This is a genomic window from Mesorhizobium sp. M0030, from assembly GCF_040323695.1.
In the GTDB taxonomy this organism is placed as follows: Bacteria; Pseudomonadota; Alphaproteobacteria; order Rhizobiales; family Rhizobiaceae; genus Mesorhizobium.
Window position 1 is genome coordinate 39521 of sequence record NZ_JAMYVE010000021.1, and the last position, 22150, is coordinate 61670.

The window sequence follows — 22150 nt, forward strand, 5'->3', positions numbered from 1 at the left end:
CCAATAGTTTGCCGCGTATTCAGGGGCTTATCGGGAAATCGGGACGCCGAAGACCGTTGCGAACCAGCGGCGGACCGCTTCTTCGGCCGGGCTCAGATGCGCGCCCGAAGGTGCGGTCAGATAGTGGCCGGCACCGCTCGACAGCGTAAAGCCGGACAGGGTAACGAGAGATCCTTCGCGCAGTGCCGCGTCGGCCAACGGTCGCGATCCCAGCACCATGCCGGCGCCGTGCTTCGCCGCCTCCAACGCGGTAACGAAACTGTCGAATTTGTGCGTGGGCCCGAGCGCCGGCTTCATCCGGGCGACGGCGAACCACTCGCCCCACATTTCCCGCGCGCCGACCACTGTAAGTCTCGGCAATCCTGTCCAATCCTTGGCCTTGGCGACATTTGGCGACGCCATCGGCGTTAAGGTTTCGCGGGTGAGGCGGTCGGCCTGCCGTCCGGCAAAGGAGCCGGAGCCAATGCCGAATCGGATGTCGAGACCCACAAAGCGCTCGCCGTAATCGGCCGGTGTGTGGATGGTCTCGATCTGCAGCTGGACGAAGGGCAGGTCCTTGGCCATTTGCGGCAGCTTCGGCGCGATCATCAGCACGGCAAACGAGATCGGCGAGCGTATCGTCACGCTCTGGACGGTCTTGGGTTCGAACAACTCGCGCGTGCTGTTGGCGATCACGGCAAAGGCCGATTGCAGATGCGGCAGGTAGGCGGCACCCTCCGGCGTCAATTCGACGCCGCGCGCCAGGCGGATGAACAGCGGCTGCTTCAACCGCTCTTCGAGAGAACGGATGTGCTGGCTGACCGCAGCCTGGGTCAGGCCAAGCTCGGCCGCGGCGGCGGTGAAATTCGACAGCCGCGCGGCGGCCTCGAAACTCCGCAGCCAGTCGAGCGGCGGCAAGGGCAGGGTTGTTTGAGGCATAAACCGTTTATGGCCTTTGGCCGCAAAATGATAATTTGAGTTATACCTTCGACATCATCACGATGCAACCGGAAACCCTGCGGAGTTGGCTGCGGGGCGCAGCGGACAGGAACGGATCTCCATGCTTACCCAGGCGCTGATCGGCGACGAAGGAAGAACGATCGACCTCGGTTGGAAGGACGGCGCGCGCACTCGCTTTCACGCCATGTGGTTGCGCGACAATGCGCTCGACGACAAGACGCGCAGCGCCGGCAACGGCCAGCGGCTGATCACCATTCTCGACATTCCGGCGCAAACGCGGATCGGCGCAGCCGCGATCAAGGGCGATGCGCTTGAAGTCAGTTTCGAACCGGAGGGAAAGACGGTGCGCTTTCCTGCGGCATGGCTGAGCGCCAATGCCTATGACCGCGATGCCGCCCGACAGCCCGGCTGGACAGGCGAGGGCACCGTGCGATGGACCAGGGCCTCTATGCAGAATTCGGTGCCGCGCGCCGGCTATGTCGCGGCCAGCCGCGACCGCGCCGTCTTGCGGCAATGGCTGTCGGCGGTGAAGACCTACGGCTTCGCGGTGATGGACGATCTGCCGGCCGAATCCGGGGCGCTGTGCAAAGTGTCCGATCTGTTCGGCTATATCAGGGAGACCAATTACGGCCGCTGGTTCGAGGTGCGCGCCGAGGTCAATCCAACCAATCTGGCCTACACCAATCTTGGCCTGCAGGCGCACACCGACAACCCCTATCGTGATCCGGTGCCGACCTTGCAGATCCTGTCCTGCATCGAAAACACGGTGGAGGGCGGCGAATCCAGCGTCGTCGATGGTTTTGCCGTGGCGGCCGCGCTGCAGGCCGAAAACCCCGAAGGCTTCCGGCTGTTAAGTTCATACCCGGCGCGTTTCGAATATGCGGGGTCGTCGGGCGTGCGATTGCAGGCCAAACGGCCGATGATCGAACTCGGGCCGGATGGCGAACTCATCGCCATCCGCTTCAACAACCGCTCGCTGGCGCCGACCGTCGATGTACCGTTCGCGGAGATGGAGGCCTACTACGCCGCCTATCGCCGGTTTGCCGAACTGATCGAGGATCCTTCCTTCGAAGCCACCTTCAGGCTCGAGGCGGGCGAGGCCTTCATCGTCGACAACACCCGCGTCATGCATGCCCGCAAGGCGTTCTCCGGCACCGGCAAGCGCTGGCTGCAGGGCTGCTACGCCGACAAGGATGGCCTTTTGTCGACGCTGTCGGCGATCGAACACAGCTTCAAGGAGGCTGCGGAATGAGCGGCCAGGATTTGAACGCGGGCAACATCGTCGAATTCATCGCCGATATTTTCGAACGCCGAGGGGCGGAATCCTATCTCGGCGAACCCGTCACCATGTCGGAGCACATGTTGCAGGGCGCCTGGTTCGCCGAAAAGGACGACGCGCCCGATGTGCTGGTGGCGGCAGCACTGCTGCACGATATCGGCCACTACACCAGCGAGTTCGGCACCTATTCGCCCGACGATGTCGAGGACAAGCATCATGACGAAGCCGGCGGCGAGGTGCTGGCGCCGTTCTTTCCACCGGTGATCGTCGAATGCGTCAGGCTGCATGTCGCGGCCAAGCGCTACCTCTGCGCTACCGACCCGACCTATTTCGGCAGGCTGTCGCAGGCCTCGGTCCACACGCTGTCGCTGCAAGGCGGGCCGATGAACGCCGAAGAGGTGGCCGAGTTCCGCAAGAACCCGTTCCACGAGGAAGCGGTTCGGGTCCGCATCTGGGACGAGGCCGGCAAGATCGCCAACATGAAGACCCGGGCATTTCGCGACTACATGCCGCTGCTGCAACGGGTTGTCCGCGACTTCGCCAATCGCGCCTGATCATAATCCGGAGAAGGACCGGCATGTGCTACCGCTTCGACGGCGAGCATGCGCTAACCGTATGCCGGAGACCTGCCGCAAGCGTCTGCGTGCCGCAGGCGCTCGCGCCTCGCTGCCGATCCCTACCGGTGACGAGCCTTGTCACCGCGGATTTTATTGCGACATCCGTCGGCGCGGCCAAGATCAGTAGGTCAGACTTCGGTATATATTTGACTCAGACGAAGGTCTGAGAATCGAGCTGAAAGCACGAAAGGAGAGTTTCCTCAGCGTTTGTGAGCCGCAATTTTGGGCTGTTCATTCTTGAATACCGTGACACATCATGATGTGATGGTGGCATGAATGGAGAAAGGCAGCCCCTGTTTTCATCCGTGCGTCGCCGGGCGTACTTTAGCTTGCGCGTATTCGCGGCGGTTGCGGTGACGATGCCGGTGCTTGGTCTGCGGTTGAGCCATGTCGACGGTTACAAGATCGAATTCGCCGCTGCCAGCGCCAAGAGCGGAAACAATGGCAATGGTAACGGTGGTGGCAACGGTAGTGGTAACGGTAATGGCTCAGGCGGCAACGCCGGGAATGGCAACGCCAACGGAAAGGGAAAAAATGGTGCCGGCGACAACGCCGCCGGTAGCCAAGCTCCCAGTAGCCAAGTCAATGCCGCTGGCGACACGGTGACGGTACAGGGCGCCAAAATCCAGGTCGTGCATCGCGATGGATTCAGCGAAAGCATCGAGGCCGGCCGCTTCACTATGAAGGATCCGCTTGGAAGGACAATTGTCGAACGCGCCGTAAGGGCCTCCGACATTGCTCGTCTGAAAGGGCTGTAACTGTTGGTTCGCCAACCAGCATCCGACCTTCAGACAAGCCCCGATCTCCCTATACAAGACCCGTTTTGGGCGCGTGCATAAGAATGGCTGCTTCGGTGCGGTTTCGCACCTTTAGCTTTTGAAATATCCGAGTCATGTGGTGTTTTACCGTTTTCTCCTGCAGGTTGAGACGTTTGGCGACTTCTTTATTGCTCAGTCCTTCGCCTACCAAGGAGATTATCCCAAGCTCGCGTCCCGAGAGATTGGCAACGAGATCGGTTGTGCGCTTTTCCGGCCGGATCAGTTCATTCAAAAGCTGCGCTGACAGGGTCGGCGAAACATATTTTTTTCCTGCGGCTATATAAGTCAGCACCTCGGCCAGCGATGCCGCCCCAATCCCTTTCAGCACATATCCGCGTACGCCCAGCCTGAGCGCCGTTGCCAAATCGGCGTTCGCCTCCGAGACGGTGAGCATGACGATCTTGCAGTCAGGCTGAGTTGCAAGAATATTTTCCGCTGCCGCCAGACCCCCTCCCGGCAAACTGATGTCTAGCAGCAATATGTCGGGATTTGCCAAGGCCGCAAGCTGTTCGGCATCCGTCGCGGTTTCGCCCGCACCAACGACTTCGAAGCCGCCGATTTCGGCGAGGCTGCGAGCCACACCCTCGCGAAACAGCGGATGATCATCAACAATGGCAATCCTTATGGGAGCGGTCATTTCTGGTCCTCGATGTTGAGCGTTATGGTCAGCCGGGTCCCCCTGGGGCTCGAAAAGGTCTCGAAGTGACCTCCGATACTTTCGATACGTTCCCTCATACCGGCGAGTCCAAGTCCTTCACACGATCCCGACTGGAATCCAGGGCCGTGATCAAGCACTTGAATGAGGAGCTTGCCCTGCGTCACTCTCGCCTTGACAGCCTGCCCCTTGCCCAGACCGTGTCGCCAGGCATTGTTCAGCCCCTCCTGCGCGAAGCGAAAGATGCTTATTTTCTCGGACGTCCCCAGGTCGGGCAGGCGAGATGGCAGTGAAAGCGATACGGAGGAGGCCGTCCGGCGTTCATGTTCGGCAACCGCAAGCCGCAATATCTCCGCGACTGTCGAAGCTTCGATCTGTGGCAGCACGAGGCCGGTGCAGATGGCGCGGATCTCCCGCATCGCCTCGTCCAACGTATGATGGATATCGGCGATCTCGGTCTTCCGGTGGCTTGGGGATGCGGCGGGATCGAGCAGCAGAGGGCTGTCCATGCGCAGCGCAGCCAGTGCGACCAGCTGAGCTGGACCGTCATGCAAATCAGACCCGATGCGACGCAAGTAACGCTCGTTGATTGCCGTTGCGCGGCGCGACGCCTGCTGGACGCGCTCCCGCAAAGCGGAATTCTGCTCCAAAAGCAACTGAAGTTCGGCCACTTGTGTCTCAAGCGCTGAACGCTGCGTTTCGATAGTGCTGCTGCCGCGAAGCACGATTCCCGAGAGCATCGCCAAGGCGACCGCGGTCGCGCCAGCCACGAGCAGCCAGCTCGACCATAGTGCCGAGTTTAAAGTGCCCTGAAGATCGTCGGCTATCTCGTAGAACTCGGAAACGGCCACAACATCGCCCGACCACGGCTCTCGAACCGGATTGTAGATCTCGAGCAGCGAGGCGGTGGGGCTCTTCCGTTCCTTCCTTTCATTTTCGTCCAGATCATTGAATTGCGCCACCACGTTTCCACCGAACGCATGCAGCAAGTTCGCATTTGGCTCGAAGGTCTGGCCGATAAGAGCCGCGTCTTTGGCGTACAGCACCTTGCCATCACGCCGCCAAAGCACGAACGACGCCAGTTTTTTGCCGAGAGCACCCTGGTCCAGGGTTTCATCGAGCGCCCGTTTAACGGTGTCGCTGAGCTGCTGGCTTTTGCGCATATCCGGCAGGATTGGCGCGATGACACTGTCGACGTAAAGCGCGGTCGTGCTTGCAGAGTTGCGGATCACTCCATCTCGTATTTGCGAGGTGACCCATAGGCCGACGACCAGCATCAGCGACAGCAGCCCAATGCTTCCGACTATGATGAACTGCCAAGCCAACGATAGCCTGTTCCAGTTTTGATAGAGACTATCAATGTAGCGCACGTCTCAACCGACCCCGCGACTTTGGCCGCGCCAAAATGCCTAAGCCATCCTACATCTAGAACGGTCGATGGTGCGAGCAAGCGCTAGGTTGAATTGCCGGGGAAACCGCAATTTCAGGGCATGATCCCACCGCCACCCGCGGGGAACGGCGGTGGGATCAGCGTTACTGTATGATCTTGACGATCTTCCGCGTGCCGGGGTCGACCAGCACGGTTCGCCCGTCGACCACAACGTAGCGATACTTGACGCTCGGCACTTCATGCAGTTCCACCGTGTCGGGAATGGCGGTCCCCACGTTCAATTCGACACCTGGAATCTTCACCGACGCAAGGGGCTGCTTTTTCACGTATTCGCGCACAACCGTTTCCTGCTCCGGCGCGATGATGACGTCTTGAGCGGCAACTACGCCCGCGCTCGCGAGCAGCAAGAATCCGGCAATTGCGGTCGACTGGTACATGGTCGTCATGATTCTCTCCTTCATCAACGCTCATGCATCTTGCGCGAGCTCGATTCCGATACGGTGGTTGTTGGTGAGGTTGATGCACACCGCAAGCCGAACGGGCTTTTCGCGGCTGCGTTCCCGCGTGGGGCTTCGGTCCGGGCGTCATCGGGCCAATGGACTATAGGGAGAGGGACCAAAGTCTGGTGCCAGGCTGTAGAGGTCCTAGAGCCTCCTCAGGGCGGAACACAGGGTTCTCGGCATCGTTGAGATCAGCACTTGTGGGAGGCGTTAATGGACAACAGCGTCCATCAGGCACGATGGTTGCTCTTGCCTGTTTTCGGGGTAGCCATCCTGGTCATGACGACGGGAGTACTTCTAAGCTTGTGAGGCTGGTGTCATCGCTATGGGATCACAAGCTCAGAAAAAAGCAAAAATCTTGCGTTGCATTAATTTTTTGATGCAATTTGTAGCTGATTGTTGGCAAAACTACTGCCTACATTTATTGGTCTTCTTAGAAGCCCGATTTTATTCGCAAAATGCGGAACAAAGTATTTTTGACAGAGTTGGCTAGGCTGAGGGACCGACTCTTTAAGGAGAAAGCAGATGAAACATGTGTTGATCACGAGCATGATTGCGCTTGGCGTCGGGTGCGGCGCCGCGATCGCCCAGACCCAGGCTGTGCAGCCGAGCGGCGGCGACAACTGCGCCGCTGGCGCGGCCGATTGCCAGAAGGGCGGCAAGGCCGGCGAACAGGCGCAAGGCAAGATGAAGTCACAGACCGATCAGAATGCACAGGGCCAGGCTGGCGCCACGACCGATCAGCAGGCTCAGGGCAAAGCCAAGCTCAAGACGGATGAACAGGCACAGGGCAAGGCCGGGACCAGTACCGAGCAGAATGCTCAGGGTCAGGCCGGCGCCACGACCGATCAGCAGGCTCAGGGCAAGGCCAAGCTCAAGACGGATGAACAGGCCCAGGGCAAGGCCGGGACCAGCACCGAGCAGAATGCTCAGGGCCAGACCGGCACCAGCACCGAGAAGCAGGCTCAGGGCAAGGCCAAGCTCAAGACGGATGAACAGGCCCAAGGCAAGGCCGGGACCAGCACCGAGCAGAACGCTCAGGGCCAGACCGGCACCAGCACCGAGAAGCAGGCTCAGGGCAAAGCCGGGACCAGCACCGAGCAGAACGCTCAGGGCCAGACCGGCACCAGCACGGACCAGCAGGCCCAGGGCAAGGCCGGGACCACCACCGAGCAGAACGCTCAGGGCAACACAAACGTCCAGACCGACCAGGGCAATACGGCCTCGATCAACAACGTGACAGTCGAGCAGAAGACGCAGGTCACGCAGATCATCCACGAGACCAGGGTTGAGCCGGTGAAGAACGTCGACTTCGACATTTCGGTCGGCATCGAGGTGCCGCGGCACAAAGTGCGCCTGCACCGTCTGCCGGCGCGCATTGTCAAGATCGTCCCGGCTTACGAATCCTATGAGTACTTCGTGCTGGCCGACGGGCGCATCGTCATCGTCGACCCGGATACGTACAAGATCGTGCTGATCCTGACGTGACACGGCAGTGGCTCTTGTTCCCGGCGCGGTGCGATTGAGGGGTATCGTATGCGCCGCGGTGGCCCGCCGACCAGAGGCGGCGGGCCACTTGCTTTGTCTTTCGCATCGCGCGTTTTTCCCGTTGACACCTTGCCTTTCACCCTCGTAGTGTCCGCCACGATGAAAAAGGCACTCATTCTCGTAGGAAAGCGCGTGGGCAAGGCGGTGTAACCGCCGGGCGAAAACCTCCCATGCGCAACACACAGGCTCCCATCGGGGGCCTTTTTTATTGCCCGAAACACGACTAAACGACCAGCAATCGCCTCATGGCTAGAATTACGGGACCAGACCGATGAGCAACGGACAGAACGAACGGCGCGAAATGCCAAACAGGGAAATGACTGGCGCCGAAATGGTGGTGCAGGCGCTGAAGGACAATGGCGTCAAGCATGTCTTCGGCTATCCCGGCGGCGCGGTGCTTCCGATCTATGACGAAATCTTCCAGCAGGACGAGGTCGAGCACATCCTCGTCCGCCACGAGCAAGGCGCAGGGCATGCGGCCGAAGGCTATGCCCGCTCGACCGGCAAGGCCGGCGTCATGCTGGTGACCTCCGGCCCGGGCGCCACCAATGCGGTGACGCCGCTGCAGGATGCGCTGATGGATTCGATCCCGCTGGTCTGCCTGACCGGGCAGGTGCCGACTTCGCTGATCGGCTCCGACGCGTTCCAGGAGTGCGACACGGTCGGCATCACGCGCCCCTGCACCAAGCACAACTGGCTGGTGAAGGACGTCAACGAATTGGCCGCCACCATCCATGAGGCCTTCCATGTCGCGACGACCGGCCGCCCCGGCCCGGTGGTGGTCGACATTCCGAAGGATGTGCAGTTCGCCAAAGGCATCTATGTGCCGCCGCAGGCGGCGCCGCGCACCAGCTACCAGCCGAAGGTCCAGGGCGACCTGGAAAAGATCAAGGCCGCCGTCGAACTGATGGCCAGCGCCAAGAAGCCGATCATCTATTCGGGCGGCGGCGTCATCAACTCCGGTCCGGAGGCCAGCCATCTTCTGCGCGAACTGGTCGACCTCACCGGCTTCCCGATCACCTCGACGCTGATGGGCCTCGGCGCGTATCCGGCATCGGGCAAGAACTGGATGGGCATGCTGGGCATGCACGGCACTTATGAAGCCAATATGGCGATGCATGATTGCGACGTGATGATCTGCATCGGCGCGCGCTTCGACGACCGCATCACCGGACGGCTGACCGCCTTCTCGCCCAACTCGAAGAAGATCCACATCGACATCGATCCATCGTCGATCAACAAGAACGTGCACACGGAAGTGCCCATCATCGGCGATGTCGGCCGGGTGCTGGAGGACATGGTGCGGCTGTGGCGGGCGAGCGCCAAGGCCGACAAGAAGGCGCTCCATCCCTGGTGGGAGCAGATCGCCAAATGGCGCGCGCGTGACTCGCTCGCGTTCAAGATGAACCACGATGTGATCATGCCGCAATATGCCATCCAGCGGCTCTACGAACTGACCAAGGACATGGACACCTACATCACCACCGAGGTCGGCCAGCACCAGATGTGGGCGGCGCAGCACTATCATTTCGAGAAGCCGAACCGCTGGATGACGTCGGGCGGGTTGGGCACGATGGGCTACGGTCTGCCGGCGGCGCTCGGCGTGCAGATCGCGCACCCGGATGCGCTGGTCATCGACATCGCAGGCGATGCCTCGGTGCAGATGACGATGCAGGAGATGAGCGCGGCGGTGCAGCACAATGCGCCGATCAAGATCTTCATCCTCAACAACCAGTATATGGGAATGGTGCGCCAGTGGCAGCAGCTGCTGCACGGCAACCGTCTGTCGCATTCCTACACCGAAGCGATGCCCGACTTCGTCAAGCTGGCCGACGCATATGGCGGCCATGGCATTCGCTGCGAGAAGCCGGACGAGCTGGACGATGCGATCAAGGAGATGATCGCGGTGAAGAAGCCGGTGCTGTTCGATTGCCGGGTGGCGACGCTCGCCAACTGCTTCCCGATGATCCCGTCGGGCAAGGCGCATAATGAAATGCTCCTGCCCGACGAGGCGACCGACGAAGCCGTGGCCAACGCCATCGACGCCAAGGGCAGGGAACTGGTCTAGGTCCAAGCCGGGGCAGGGCTGTCGCGAGAAGCCGTGCGCAAACAGAGAATTAGCTCAAAGTCTGAAATCGAGATTCATGTCATGAACGCACAGCTTCAACCGACCGGCTCCGCCTATTTCATCGCCAAGGAAACGGAAAAGCCGGAGAACCACACGCTCTCCGTTCTGGTCGACAATGAGCCCGGCGTGCTTGCCCGGGTCATCGGCCTGTTTTCCGGCCGCGGTTATAACATCGAGAGCCTCACCGTCTCCGAGACCGAACACGAGAAGCACCTGTCACGCATCACCATCGTGACGCGCGGCACGCCGCATGTGCTGGAGCAGATCAAGCACCAGCTCGAACGCATCGTGCCGGTGCATCGCGTCGTCGATCTCACCGTGCGCTCACACGAGTTCGGCCAGGAGCGGCCGCTGGAACGCGAGTTGGCGCTGGTCAAGGTCGCCGGCACCGGCGAAGCCCGCGTCGAGGCGCTGCGTCTGGCGGACGCTTTTCGCGCTTCGGTCATCGACGCCAACACCGAGCACTTCATCTTCGAGATTACCGGCAAGGGCTCGAAACTCGACCAGTTCATCGCCATCATGAAGCCGCTCGGCCTGGTCGAGATCTGCCGCACCGGCGTGGCGGCGATGAATCGCGGCCCGCAAGGGATGTAGGCCTTCATGCGCGCGGCGGGGCGCTTTGGACCAATGGAATGAGGTTGCGTCCGGCGCCCTGTCGATTTAAGTCAGCATTGCTGACCTTTGTGAGCCGTCATGACCCTCGACGCTTTCCTTGCACTTTTGGTCTACGCCTTCGTGACCTCGATCACGCCGGGGCCGAACAACCTCATGCTCTTGGCGTCGGGCGTGAATTTCGGCCTCGTCAGAACCATTCCGCATATGCTGGGCATCAGCATGGGTTTCCTGGTGCTGTTGCTTGCTGTCGGCTTTGGCCTGGGCGCGGTGCTTACGGCGTTTCCGGCCTTGCACACCGGATTGAAGATCGCCGGCGCTGCCTATCTGCTCTATCTCGCCTGGAAGATCGCCATGTCGCGCTCGCTGTCCAGCAAGGGTGAGACGGAGGCACGGCCGATGCGGTTCATCGAGGCAGCCGCATTCCAGTGGGTCAATGCGAAAGCCTGGGTGATGGCGATCACCGCCATGGCCGTCTACTCCAATCCGGACCACCCGTTCCTGTCGGTGGCGCTGATCGCGATCGCCTTCACCGTCGTCAACCTGCCGAGCGTCTCGATGTGGGCCGGTTTCGGCACAGCGCTGCGCGGGTTCCTGTCGGATCCGGTGCGGCTGAAATGGTTCAACATCGCCATGGGCGTGCTCTTGGCGGCGACGCTCTGGCCGATGCTGAAATAGACGCATCCGCCTGAGATCTCAACCGCATCCTGGCTGGTTTTCCGACTGCTGAGCCGGCTGCATAGTCATTGTGCAGTGCACATTAAATCTTCGTAATGCCGTGTTTTGGCCCTTTTCCGACAAATGTGCGTCCTATCTACTTCGGCGAGATCGCGGCAAGGCGCCGTGATTGCGTAGAATGAGACCACCGGGTTCGGCGTGTCGGATCATAGGGCTTTTAGTCGATGCGCGGTAAAGTCGTTCTGGCGGTGGTGGTGGCAGCGGCCTGTGTCGCCGCGGCATGGGTCTATTTTTCGCCGGCGGCGATGAGCAGTCTGCAGCAGATGCTGCCGGGCGCCAGGCAGGCGGCAGCAACGGACAAGCCGGCTGGATCGGACAAGGCTTCGGCCGACAAGGCTGGGGGCAAATCCGGCGCCGGCGGTAATGCCGCCCGTTCGGCCTCGATCGTCTCGGCCACTGCGACAATGGCCGATTTTCCAATCCGCCGTTACGCCATCGGCTTCGTGTCTTCGCCGGCCGTGGTCAACATCAACGCCCGCGTGTCCAGCCAGATCGTATCGATCGACGTCAAGGACGGCCAGATGGTGAAGGCCGGCGACCTGCTGTTCTCGCTCGACGACAGGGCGCTCAAGGCGCAGCTTGCCAAGGATCAGGCGACGCTCGCCAAGGACCAGGCCCTGCTGACCAGTTCGGGCTCCGACCTCCAGCGCGCCAAGGATCTCGTCGCCAAGCAGGCCGGCACGCAGCAGACCTACGATCAGGCGGTGGCGGCGCAAAAGGCTGCCGCGGCGACGGTCGATGCCGACAAGGCGACGATCGACGCCGACAATGTCCAGCTCGGCTTTGCCAGCATCAAGGCGCCGATTGCCGGCCGGCTGGGGGCGGTCAACGTTTCGGTCGGTGACCTCGTCACCTTGAGCAACGGCAACTCGAGCACGGCCACGCCGCTGGTGACGATCACCGAGATGGATCCGCTGCAAGTCAACTTCAACCTGCCGGAGAGCAACCTGGCGCTGCTGCACAAGGCGCTGGCCAACCCGCAGCAGGGGGCAGTCACGCTGACCAAGGACGGCGACCCGACGCCGATCGGCAGAGGCACGCTCGACTTCGTCGATTCCAGCGTCGACACCGCTTCCGGCACCATCGCGACACGGGCGAGCATCCCCAACGCCGATCTTTCGCTGTGGCCCGGGCAATATGTGAATGTCGTGCTCGACGCCGGCATCATGCCGCAGATGACATCCATCCCGACCGTGGCCGTGCAGCCTAGCCAAAAGGGACCGTTCGTCTATGTCGTCAAGCCCGACAACACGGTCGAGATGCGACCGGTGCAGGTGGCGCTGACCGAAGGCGAAAACAGCGCCATCAGCGAGGGCGTCAAATCAGGCGAGAAGGTGGTGGTCGAGGGCCAGACCAGGCTGAAGGACGGCGCCGCCATTCACGAAGGCAAGGCGGCCAGCGGTGATCAAGCTGCTCCCAAGGTCGCCGAGGCCGGCAAGGCAGCTGCCCAATGATCTCAGAATTCTGCATAAGAAGGCCTGTCGCGACGCTGCTGATGTCGTTCGCCCTCGTGCTGGGCGGGCTGTTTGCCTACAAGTTCCTGCCGGTGGCGGCGCTGCCGAGCGCCGAATTCCCGGTCGTCAATGTCTCGGCCAACCTGGCCGGCGCGTCACCCGAAACCATGGCCACTTCGGTGGCGACGCCGCTGATCAAGCAGTTCGCCACCATTGCCGGCATCGATTCCATCTCGACCAGCAATTCGCTGGGACGCACGTCCATTGCCATCCAGTTCGTGCTCAACCGGGATATCGACGCGGCGGCCGCCGACGTGCAGGCGGCGATCGCACGCACGCAGCGGCAACTGCCGCCCGAGATGACAGCGCCGCCGAGCTATCGCAAGGTCAATCCGGCCGACGCGCCGATCCTTCTGATGTCGCTGGTCAGCGACACGGTTCCGCTCACCGACCTCGACGCCTTCGCCGAAAACGTCATCTCGCCCTCGCTGTCGACCATCGACGGCGTTGCGCAGGTGTCGATCTTCGGCCAGCAGAAATATGCGGTGCGCGTGCAGATCGACCCGACGGCGCTGGCGGCGCGCGGCATTTCGATCGACCAGCTGCAGACGGCAATCGCGTCGGCCAACTCCAACACGCCGCTCGGCGTCTTGCAGAACGACAAGCAGCAGCTGACCATCACGGCCAACACGCAGCTCACCGATGCCGCCGGGTTCTCCAACCTCATCATCGCCACCAAGAACGGCCATCCGGTGCGGCTGGGCGAGGTGACGCGCGTCATCGACTCGGTCGAGACCACGACGACTGCAAGCTGGTATGACGGCACGCGCGCCATCATCCTGGCGGTGCAGCGCCAGCCCGACGCCAACACGGTCGACGTCGTTGACAAGGTCAAGGCGATGCTGCCGTCGTTCAAGGACCAAATGCCGGCCGCCGCCGACATCAAGCTGCTCAACGACCGTTCGACCTCGATCCGCCAGGCCGTCGACGACGTCCAGTTCACGCTGCTTCTGACCATCGCTTTGGTGGTGATGGTGATCTTCGTCTTCCTGCGCCGGGTGACTGCAACCATCATTCCGGCCGTGGCGGTGCCGATCTCGTTGATCGCGACGCTCGGCGCCATGTTCCTGTTCGGCTTCTCCATCGACAACATCTCGCTGATGGGACTGACGCTCGCAGTCGGCCTCGTCGTCGACGACGCCATCGTCATGCTGGAAAACATCTTTCGCCACATGGAGGAGGACGGTCTCTCGGCCTTCGATGCCTCGCTGAAGGGCGCGCGCGAAATCGGCTTCACCATCATCTCGATCTCGATCTCGCTGGTGGCGGTGTTCATCCCCGTGCTTCTAATGGGCGGCGTCATCGGCCGCATCTTCAACGAATTCGCCGTCGTGGTGACGGTCGCGATCCTTGCCTCGATGTTCGTCTCGCTGACGCTGACGCCGATGCTGTGCTCAAGGCTGCTGTCGGTGACCAAGGCCGATCGCGACAAGCACGCCCCCGGCCACAAGCAGGACTTCGTCACCCGCGGCTATGATCGGCTTCTGACATTCTGCCTGCGCCACACTTTCCTGGTGTTCCTCGTTTTTGTCGGCACGGCGGCAGGGTCGGTGTGGCTGATCGAAGTCTCGCCGAAAGGCTTTTTCCCGCAAGAGGATATCGGCCAGATCTCGGTGACGACGATCGCCAGGCAGGACATCTCCTACGACGCCATGGTCAAGCTGCAGAACCAGGCGGCAAGTGTCTTCTCGCATTCGCCCTATGTCTCGCATGTCGCCTGGTCAGCCGGCGGCGGCAACAATGCGCTGAACCAGGGCCAGCTCTATGTGCAGCTGAAGGACAAGAGCCAGCGCCCCGACATCGACAAGGTGCTGTCGGATCTGCGGCGGCAACTGGCCACTGTGCCGGGGATCGATGCCTATATGCAGCCGGTGCAGAACCTGCGGCTTGGCGCGCGTTCTTCCGCCAGCGCCTACCAGCTCGTCGTTCAGGGCCTCGATACCGGCTTGACCGACACATGGGCGCAAAAGCTCGACGATGCGATGGCGGCCGATCATGCGAATTTCACCGACGTCACCAGCGATTTGCAGAACAATTCATTGCAGGCGACGCTGGTGGTCGATCGCGACAAGGCGGCCTCGCTCGGCATCGACACCGACACGCTGCGCTCCAGTCTCTATGGCGGCTTCGGCACGGAGCAGGTCTCGACGATCTTCGGCTCGGCCGACAGCTACGAAGTCATCATGGAGCTCGATCCCAACATCGAATGGTCGCCCGAGCGCATGCTGGCCATCCAGGTCAGGACGGCAAGCGGCAGCCTGGTGCCGCTCGGCGCCTTTGCCCGCGTCGACCGCACCGCCGGCGCGCTGACGGTCAACCAGCTCGGCCAGCTGCCGGCGGTGACCATCTCCTACAACCTGCCGCAAGGCGTGGCGCTGGGCGACAGCACGGCCCGCATCGCCGCGCTGAAGGAGCAGATCGGCATGCCGCCGGCGATTTCGACCAGCTTTGCCGGCACCGCCAAGACCTTCCAGGATTCGCTGGCCAATCAGGGCCTGCTGATCGGCGGCGCCGTTCTGACCATCTATATCGTACTCGGCATCCTCTATGAGAGCTTTATCCATCCGCTGACCATTCTGACCGGCCTGCCTTCGGCGGTGCTGGGCGCGGTGGTCGCGCTGCGCTTTGCCGGCATGGACCTGTCGGTGATCGCGGTGATCGGCATCCTGATGCTGATCGGCATCGTCAAGAAGAACGGCATCATGATGGTCGACGTCGCGCTGGAGCTGCGACGAGAAGGCATGTCGGCCAAGGAGTCCATACACAAGGCGTGCCTGATGCGTTTCAGGCCGATCATGATGACGACGTTGGCGGCGCTGATGGGCACGTTCCCGATCGCGCTCGGCACCGGCGCCAGTGCTGAGCTGCGCCAGCCGCTCGGTGTCGCGGTCGTCGGCGGGCTGCTCGCTTCCCAGGCGCTGACGCTGTTCGTCACCCCTGTCATCTATGTCTATTTCGAGAATTTCTCCGGCTGGCTGGTGAGCTTCTTCTCTTCGAAAAAGAACAGGCCGGAGCTGCATGCGGTCGAGAGCGGCGAGCAGGCCTCGCTGTTCGGTCCCGAGGATCGGCTCCAGCCGCAAAGGGCCGCCGCCGAATAGGCGATAGCCCGTGGCCCAAGCTGTCATGCTTGCGGCCGCGTGCCGCCGATCCTAATCTGAGGTCATGTCCCATGATCATGACCACGACAATGAGCTCGACCCGTTTGCGGCGCGCGTGCGCGCGCTGGAGACCATCCTCACCGAAAAAGGCCTGATCGATCCGGCCGCAATCGACGTCATCGTCGACACCTATGAGACCAAGATCGGGCCGCGCAACGGCGCCAGGGTGGTGGCGAAAGCCTGGAGCGATCCGGCCTTTGCCGAGTGGCTGAAGCGCGACGCGACGGAAGCGATCGCGTCGCTGAGCTATAGCGGCCGCCAGGGCGAGCACATGCAGGCGGTGTTCAATACGGACGAGACGCACAACCTCGTCGTCTGCACGCTGTGCTCCTGCTATCCGTGGTCGGTGCTTGGGCTGCCGCCGGTCTGGTACAAGGCGCCGCCCTATCGCTCGCGGGCGGTGATCGATCCCCGCGGCGTGCTCGAAGAGTTCGGGCTGACCTTGCCGGCGGAGAAAAACATCCGCGTCTGGGATTCGACTGCCGAACTGCGCTATCTCGTGGTGCCGATGCGGCCTGGCGGTACCGAACGCTGGAGTGAGGACCAACTCGCCGAACTGGTCAGCCGCGATGCGATGATCGGCACGGCGGTGGCCAAGGAACCCGGGACAAAGAAGGTACCGGCATGAACGGGCCGCAGGATCTCGGTGGGCAGATGGGTTTCGGGCCGGTCGCGCCCGAAAAGGACGAACCGTATTTTCATGCGGATTGGGAGAGGCGGGCGCTCGGCGTGACGCTGACTGCCGGCGCCATGGGCGCGTGGAACATCGACGAGAGCCGGCACGCCAGGGAATCGCTGCATCCGGCCGTCTATTATTCCTCAAGCTACTACCAGATATGGATCAAAGCGCTCGAGGTGCTGCTGAAGCGCCATGGCTTCGTCAGCGAGCGCGATCTGACGGAAGGTCGGGCGGTCGATCCGGCGGCGACGCCCAAAAGGGTGTTGAAGGCCGAAAACGTGCCGGCGGTACTGGCCAAGGGCAGTCCCTGCGACCGGCCGGTTGAGACGGCGCCGCGCTTCAAGGCCGGCGACCCGGTGCGGACAAAGAATTTCAATCCCACCGGCCACACAAGGCTACCGCGTTATGCGCGCGGCAAGCACGGAGTTATCGAGGCCGTGCGTGACGGTTTTGTGTTCCCCGACAGCAACGCACATGGCAACGGTGAAAACCCGCAATGGGTCTATACCGTGGTCTTCGATGGCTCGGAAATCTGGGGCGAGGGCGCCGACTCGACGCTGACCGTCTCGATCGATGCCTGGGAGAGCTATCTTGAGCCGGCCTGAAGGTGCATTGCCGGCGGGTCTGGACGAACCGGTATTCGCCGAACCCTGGCAGGCCGAAGCCTTCGCCATGACGGTGGCGCTGCATGACAAGGGCCTGTTTTCGTGGAGCGAATGGGCCGATGCGCTGTCGGCGCAAGTGAAGAAGCCGGGCGCCGCAAGCGACGGCCACGATTATTACGAGCATTGGCTGGCTGCGCTGGAGACGCTGCTGGCGGCCAAGGGCGTCGCGGGAAAAAGTGACGTCGACACGCTCGCCGCCGCCTGGGAACGCGCCGCGCATGCAACCCCGCACGGCAAGCCGATTTTGTTGGAGAACGATCCCGGGCCGACCAGAGGTAGCGGCGGCGGCGCGAACATATAGTCCGCCTGTGGTTGGTGTTTGAAATCTGGCGGCCGATGCAACTAATTTTCGACGACCATGCCTTCGTCGTCCCCATAGACAAACGCCTCAACGACGGCGAAGCGGCCACGGTTTTTGGAAATGGCGACGAAGTCGTTGTCACCCAAGTGGAGGATCACTTGCTCGTCGCTGATGGTAACACGTTCTATGGTTCTGGCATTTTCGTCACCCAGACAGGCCGTGACCTCGGTATATATCGCGAACCCTGCGTCATCCGACAAGGAGACAACGATGCCATAACCAGGTTCGCCGATTTCGATCTTCTTTATCGACTTTCCGATCAGCCTGTCTGCGAACGACCTCATCAATATCCTCGCTTATAGGTGTCTGCGCCGATCTGCATCTCGATCATGTCCGTGATAGTGGCATTGCCCGATCTAGGTTCAAATGCCTGAATTCAAATCGTTCGTTATCCGCTTGCATGTTCACTTTACGTTCGCATTTGCGCCTGCTAGTTTGTCCCGTTGAAGGTGAGGCAATCCCATCGTTTTAAGCGGTGGTTGGCACCAAGCTTGTCTTTCTCTCGCGAATCCGGTCTGTCGAATCGATGGAATTCTCTCCCCAACAGGATGAGGCGTTGAAGGCGGTGGCGCGCTGGCTGAAAGAGGGCCGGCCGCAGGTCTTCCGGCTGTTCGGCTATGCCGGCACCGGCAAGACCACGCTGGCGCGCTATTTTGCCGAGCATGTCGACGGGCAGGTGCAGTTCGCCGCCTTCACCGGCAAGGCGGCGCAGGTGCTGCGTTCCAAGGGCGCGGTCAATGCCCGCACCATCCATTCGTTGATCTACCGGCCGAAGGGCGAGGAATCGGTGTCGGACGAGGTGACCGGCAAGACCTCGATGTCGCCGACCTTCTCGCTCAATCGCCAAAGCCCTATTTCACGGGCGAAGCTGGTGGTCATCGACGAATGCTCGATGGTCGACGAGCAGCTTGGCCGCGACCTTCTGAGTTTTGGCACGCCGATCCTGGTGCTTGGCGATCCGGCGCAGCTACCGCCGATCTCGGGCGGCGGCTTTTTCACCGAGCATGAGCCGGATGTGCTCTTGACCGAAATCCACCGCCAGGCGCGCGACAATCCGATCATCCAGCTGGCGCTCGACGTGCGCGAGGGCCGCGAGTTCATGCGTGGCGACTACGGCACCGCGCAGGTCATCGGCAAGGAGGACGTCACCCAGGAGCTGGTGCTGAAGGCGGACCAGGTGTTGGTCGGCACCAACCGCACACGCCGCCGCTACAATCAGCGCCTGCGCGAGCTGAAGGGTTTCAATGCCGATTATCCGCAGGCCGGCGACAAGCTGGTCTGCCTGCGCAACGACCCCGCCAAGGGCCTGCTCAACGGTTCGCTGTGGAAGGTGATGACCTCGTCGCGCGAGACGGTGAAGCCGGGCATCAACCTTCTGGTCTCGCCCGAGGAGGACGATCCCGACCGCGGCGTCGCCAAGATCAAGCTGCTCAAGTCGGCTTTCGAGGATCCGGACGCCGATATCCCCTGGCAGCAGAAGAAGCGCTTTGACGATTTCGACTATGGCTACGCGCTGACCGTGCACAAGGCGCAGGGTTCGCAGTGGAACGACGTCGTTCTATTCGACGAGAGCTGGGCATTCAAGGAAACCCGCCAGCGCTGGCTTTATACTGCAATCACGCGGGCGGCAGAGCGGCTGACGATTGTTAGATAGCTGGCGTTAGATAGCGGCGTCAGGTAGCAGCCGGCGCAGCAGGGCTGAGTGGCGTCGCGCCCAGCCATTGCCAGGCATCCGCTTCATCCTCGGCCGCGAAGTGCCTGAACTCGATGGGTGGCGAAGCCGGAAGGAAGTTCCGCGCATCCGCTATCCAGTCGGGCTCACCGATCGTCGCGCACCGGGCGATATGCTCCAGGGCGTGCACCGTGCCCTGTTTCAGCGTCTCGTCGTCCATATCGATCCAGTCGACGCCCTCATGATCAACCAGCCGCACCAAGACATCGATCCTCGGGTGCAGCGCGTAGGCAGCCTCCAGCAATCCGAACAGATTTTCGCCGTCGGCGGCCGATACATGGCCGACGACGTCGATGGCGAAAAGGTCCTCACGGTCGGTTTCGAGGCGGCGGATCGCGGGCACGGATTGGAGAAAATTCATTGGCTGGGTTCCCCCTTGCGAGCAGATGTCATCACTGGAACACCCGAAAGCCCCTGTCTGTTCCCATCAAAGGCAGTATAGATGCGCTGCACAAACAGCCGGACCTCACGCCATGCCCGCGAAACTCTCGGTCAATCTCAACGCCATCGCCATGCTGCGCAACCGCCGCGACCTGCCGTGGCCGAGCGTCACCGGGCTCGGCCGCCTGGCGCTGGCGGCCGGCGCGCACGGGCTGACGGTTCATCCGCGGCCCGACGAGCGCCACACCAGGCATTCCGACCTGCCGGAGATCCGGGCGCTGATCGACGACGAGTTTCCCAAGGCGGAGTTCAACATCGAGGGCTACCCGACCGAGGATTTTCTGGCGCTTGTGGAAAGGCACCAGCCGGAGCAGGTGACGCTGGTGCCCGACGATCCGGCGCAGGCGACATCAGACCATGGCTGGAACTTTGCCGCCGAGGCGGCGTTCCTTAACCCGATCGTCAAGCGTCTGAAAAAAGGGGGCTTCCGCGTGTCGCTGTTTTCCGATCCGGATCCCACCGGCGTCAATGCCGCGCGCGACACCGGCGCCGACCGCATCGAGCTCTATACCGGGCCCTACGGCAGCTACCATTCCGATTCCGCCAAGGCGCGGAAGGAGCTGGAAAGATTGGGAAAAACCGCGGATGCCGCACTCGCCGCCGGGCTCCAGGTCAATGCCGGGCACGATCTGGTGGTGAACAACCTTCCGGCATTGGCAAAGCGCATTCCGGCATTGGCCGAAGTGTCTATCGGACACGGGTTGACAGCCGATGCGTTGGAGTATGGCATGGCCGGCACGGTGGGGCGGTTTCTGAAGGCTTGCGGTTGGTAGCGGTGGAAGGCTCGTGTCGAAGGTGATATCGCATGACAGCAAGCAAGGCGCACCGCACGATGATCGGGGAGTAGTCGATGGCTCTTTCCAGCATCGGTAGCGAGGCTGAACCCGTCGAACAACCGAACCACTCCCACACTGAACAGCACAGCACCAAAGTTCTGATGCTGGGCGCGCTTGGCGTCGTCTATGGCGATATCGGCACCAGCCCGATCTATGCCTTCCGCGAGGCGCTTCACGCTTCGCCTGGTACCGACACGCGCATAGATGTCCTGGGCGTGCTGTCGCTGATCGTCTGGGCGCTGACGATTATCGTCACCATAAAATACGTCGCTTTCGTGCTTCGCGCCGACAACAAGGGCGAGGGCGGCACGCTGTCCCTGATGGCGCTGGCGCGCAGCGCCTATCCAAAAGGCGCCAAGCTTATCCTCGGCATCGGACTTTGCGGGGCGTCGCTTTTTTTCGGAGACGCTATCATAACTCCGGCCATTTCCGTGCTGTCGGCGGTTGAGGGCCTGGAAGTGGTGACACCGACGCTGGAGGCCTATGTCGTTCCGATCACCTTGGTCATCCTGGCATTTCTGTTCTCCGTGCAGCGCTTCGGCACGGGGAAGGTGGCGGCAGTATTCGGGCCGGTGACGGCGCTATGGTTCCTGGCCATCGGCGTTTCCGGGCTCTACCACCTGATGGATGATCCTTCGGTGCTGTTGGCGATCAACCCGTATTATGCGATCGCCTACTTAGCCGGCACGCCGACCGCCGCTTTCGTGACCGTTGGTGCAGTGTTCCTGGCGGTAACGGGGGCCGAGGCGCTTTATGTCGACCTTGGACATTTCGGGCGCAAGCCGATCGTGCTCGCGTGGTTTTCCGTGGTGTTTCCTTGCCTGCTGCTCAACTACTTCGGCCAGGGCGCCTTTGTATTGGCGAATGGCGGCAGGCCGACCAATCCATTCTTCGAGATGTTGCCGGATTGGGCGCTGATGCCAATGGTCGGCTTGGCAACGGCCGCCACCGTGATCGCCAGTCAGGCGGTGATCTCGGGTGCTTTTTCGCTGGCACGTCAGGCAGTGCAACTCAACCTGCTGCCCCGCATCGAGGTGCAGCACACGTCCGAAATGCAGAGCGGCCAGATTTATATGCCGCGCGTCAACCTGCTCATCGCCATGGGAGTGATGCTGCTGGTTGTCGGCTTCGGCAGCTCGAGTTCGCTGGCTTCCGCTTACGGAATTTCGGTGACCGGCGAGATGCTGATGACAACCATTCTGCTGTTCGTTGTCATGCGCAATTTGTGGAAATGGCAGCTTGGGCTCGCCCTGGCATTGGCGCTGCTGTTCGGCACCATCGACATGGGTTTCTTCCTGGCGAATGTCGTCAAGATCGTGGAAGGCGGATGGGTGTCAATATCCGTTGCCTGCCTCATGGGGCTGATCATGACCACCTGGATACGCGGCAGCCGCTATCTGTTCGACAAGACCCGGCGCAACGAAATCCCGCTCGATTTCCTCGCCGGCAATCTGTTGAAGAAGAAGCCGCAGCTGGTGTCCGGCACCGCCGTGTTCCTGACCAGCGATCCGCAAAGCGCGCCGACAGCGCTGATGCACAG

21 protein-coding genes are annotated in these 22150 nt (G+C 61.8%); 15 read left to right on the forward strand and 6 right to left on the reverse strand.

All coding sequences use genetic code 11. The features are described from left to right. Positions 1 to 27: 27 nt before the first annotated feature. The gene (locus NKJ80_RS29205; protein ID WP_023682083.1) at positions 28 to 918 is read right to left on the reverse strand and encodes a LysR family transcriptional regulator; all 891 of its coding nucleotides are present in this window, start codon (positions 916 to 918) and stop codon (positions 28 to 30) included. Between the two features lie 121 nt (positions 919 to 1039). Between NKJ80_RS29205 and tmpA the strand changes: the two genes are divergently transcribed. The 3 genes from tmpA (at position 1040) to NKJ80_RS29220 (ending at position 3593) form a co-directional block, all read left to right on the forward strand. After that, complete coding sequence (gene tmpA, locus NKJ80_RS29210) at positions 1040 to 2191, forward strand: 2-trimethylaminoethylphosphonate dioxygenase (protein ID WP_352498825.1); 1152 nt, start codon at positions 1040 to 1042, stop codon at positions 2189 to 2191. Further along, positions 2188 to 2772, forward strand: coding sequence for a (R)-1-hydroxy-2-trimethylaminoethylphosphonate oxygenase (gene tmpB / locus NKJ80_RS29215; RefSeq protein WP_352498826.1), 585 nt, complete (start codon positions 2188 to 2190; stop codon positions 2770 to 2772). The genes tmpA and tmpB overlap by 4 nt, the downstream gene beginning before the upstream one ends. 392 nt (positions 2773 to 3164) lie before the next feature. Next, positions 3165 to 3593 carry a hypothetical protein gene (locus NKJ80_RS29220; protein ID WP_023731683.1) on the forward strand — a complete coding sequence of 143 codons (429 nt, stop codon included), beginning with the start codon at positions 3165 to 3167 and terminating at the stop codon, positions 3591 to 3593. 49 nt (positions 3594 to 3642) lie between these two features. On the opposite strand, the gene NKJ80_RS29225 is transcribed toward NKJ80_RS29220, so the two are convergent. The 3 genes from NKJ80_RS29225 to NKJ80_RS29235 form a co-directional block, all read right to left on the reverse strand. Further along, the gene (locus NKJ80_RS29225) at positions 3643 to 4290 is read right to left on the reverse strand and encodes a LuxR C-terminal-related transcriptional regulator (RefSeq protein ID WP_023668347.1); all 648 of its coding nucleotides are present in this window, start codon (positions 4288 to 4290) and stop codon (positions 3643 to 3645) included. Next, the gene (locus NKJ80_RS29230; RefSeq protein ID WP_023690914.1) at positions 4287 to 5678 is read right to left on the reverse strand and encodes a sensor histidine kinase; all 1392 of its coding nucleotides are present in this window, start codon (positions 5676 to 5678) and stop codon (positions 4287 to 4289) included. The genes NKJ80_RS29225 and NKJ80_RS29230 overlap by 4 nt, the downstream gene beginning before the upstream one ends. A gap of 163 nt (positions 5679 to 5841) precedes the next feature. Continuing rightward, positions 5842 to 6144 carry a DUF1236 domain-containing protein gene (locus NKJ80_RS29235; protein ID WP_023731684.1) on the reverse strand — a complete coding sequence of 101 codons (303 nt, stop codon included), beginning with the start codon at positions 6142 to 6144 and terminating at the stop codon, positions 5842 to 5844. Between the two features lie 579 nt (positions 6145 to 6723). Here NKJ80_RS29235 and NKJ80_RS29240 point away from each other — a divergent pair. The 9 genes from NKJ80_RS29240 to NKJ80_RS29280 all read left to right on the forward strand — a co-directional run bounded on the left by NKJ80_RS29240 (position 6724) and on the right by NKJ80_RS29280 (position 17541). Continuing rightward, entirely contained in the window at positions 6724 to 7686 is a 963-nt protein-coding gene (locus NKJ80_RS29240; RefSeq protein ID WP_023668350.1) for a DUF1236 domain-containing protein, read from the forward strand. A 331-nt stretch (positions 7687 to 8017) separates the two neighbouring features. Beyond that, entirely contained in the window at positions 8018 to 9814 is a 1797-nt protein-coding gene (locus NKJ80_RS29245; protein WP_023668351.1) for an acetolactate synthase 3 large subunit, read from the forward strand. An 81-nt stretch (positions 9815 to 9895) separates the two neighbouring features. Next, positions 9896 to 10468, forward strand: coding sequence for an acetolactate synthase small subunit (ilvN, locus tag NKJ80_RS29250; protein ID WP_023668352.1), 573 nt, complete (start codon positions 9896 to 9898; stop codon positions 10466 to 10468). A gap of 99 nt (positions 10469 to 10567) precedes the next feature. Beyond that, the gene (locus NKJ80_RS29255) at positions 10568 to 11164 is read left to right on the forward strand and encodes a LysE family translocator (RefSeq protein WP_023688075.1); all 597 of its coding nucleotides are present in this window, start codon (positions 10568 to 10570) and stop codon (positions 11162 to 11164) included. Between the two features lie 224 nt (positions 11165 to 11388). Continuing rightward, positions 11389 to 12678: an efflux RND transporter periplasmic adaptor subunit gene (locus NKJ80_RS29260; protein WP_023832899.1), complete on the forward strand. Its 1290-nt coding sequence runs from the start codon at positions 11389 to 11391 to the stop codon at positions 12676 to 12678. Beyond that, positions 12675 to 15836, forward strand: a complete 3162-nt coding sequence (locus tag NKJ80_RS29265; RefSeq protein WP_352498827.1) for an efflux RND transporter permease subunit — start codon at positions 12675 to 12677, stop codon at positions 15834 to 15836. The genes NKJ80_RS29260 and NKJ80_RS29265 overlap by 4 nt, the downstream gene beginning before the upstream one ends. 64 nt (positions 15837 to 15900) lie before the next feature. Further along, positions 15901 to 16524 (forward strand): nitrile hydratase subunit alpha, encoded by a 624-nt coding sequence (nthA, locus tag NKJ80_RS29270; protein WP_352498828.1) that lies wholly within the window; start codon positions 15901 to 15903, stop codon positions 16522 to 16524. Continuing rightward, entirely contained in the window at positions 16521 to 17180 is a 660-nt protein-coding gene (gene nthB, locus NKJ80_RS29275) for a nitrile hydratase subunit beta (RefSeq protein ID WP_023682072.1), read from the forward strand. Before nthA ends, nthB begins: the two co-directional genes overlap by 4 nt. Then, positions 17167 to 17541, forward strand: coding sequence for a nitrile hydratase accessory protein (locus NKJ80_RS29280; protein WP_023725319.1), 375 nt, complete (start codon positions 17167 to 17169; stop codon positions 17539 to 17541). The genes nthB and NKJ80_RS29280 overlap by 14 nt, the downstream gene beginning before the upstream one ends. A 41-nt stretch (positions 17542 to 17582) precedes the next feature. Here the strand turns inward: NKJ80_RS29280 and NKJ80_RS29285 are convergent, their stop codons facing one another. Then, the gene (locus tag NKJ80_RS29285) at positions 17583 to 17885 is read right to left on the reverse strand and encodes a hypothetical protein (RefSeq protein ID WP_023829268.1); all 303 of its coding nucleotides are present in this window, start codon (positions 17883 to 17885) and stop codon (positions 17583 to 17585) included. A gap of 242 nt (positions 17886 to 18127) precedes the next feature. Here NKJ80_RS29285 and NKJ80_RS29290 point away from each other — a divergent pair, with 242 nt between their 5' ends. After that, positions 18128 to 19255 carry an ATP-dependent DNA helicase gene (locus NKJ80_RS29290; RefSeq protein WP_023668361.1) on the forward strand — a complete coding sequence of 376 codons (1128 nt, stop codon included), beginning with the start codon at positions 18128 to 18130 and terminating at the stop codon, positions 19253 to 19255. A 19-nt stretch (positions 19256 to 19274) separates the two neighbouring features. Here NKJ80_RS29290 and NKJ80_RS29295 read toward each other — a convergent pair whose 3' ends face one another. Beyond that, positions 19275 to 19694, reverse strand: a complete 420-nt coding sequence (locus NKJ80_RS29295) for a SpoIIAA family protein (RefSeq protein WP_023682069.1) — start codon at positions 19692 to 19694, stop codon at positions 19275 to 19277. Between the two features lie 112 nt (positions 19695 to 19806). On the opposite strand from NKJ80_RS29295, the gene NKJ80_RS29300 reads away from it, so the two are divergent. Then, complete coding sequence (locus NKJ80_RS29300) at positions 19807 to 20547, forward strand: pyridoxine 5'-phosphate synthase (protein ID WP_023702989.1); 741 nt, start codon at positions 19807 to 19809, stop codon at positions 20545 to 20547. Positions 20548 to 20624: 77 nt separating this feature from the next. After that, positions 20625 to 22150, forward strand: a 1526-nt coding sequence (locus NKJ80_RS29305) for a potassium transporter Kup (protein WP_352498829.1), incomplete at its 3' end; no start/stop codon positions are given.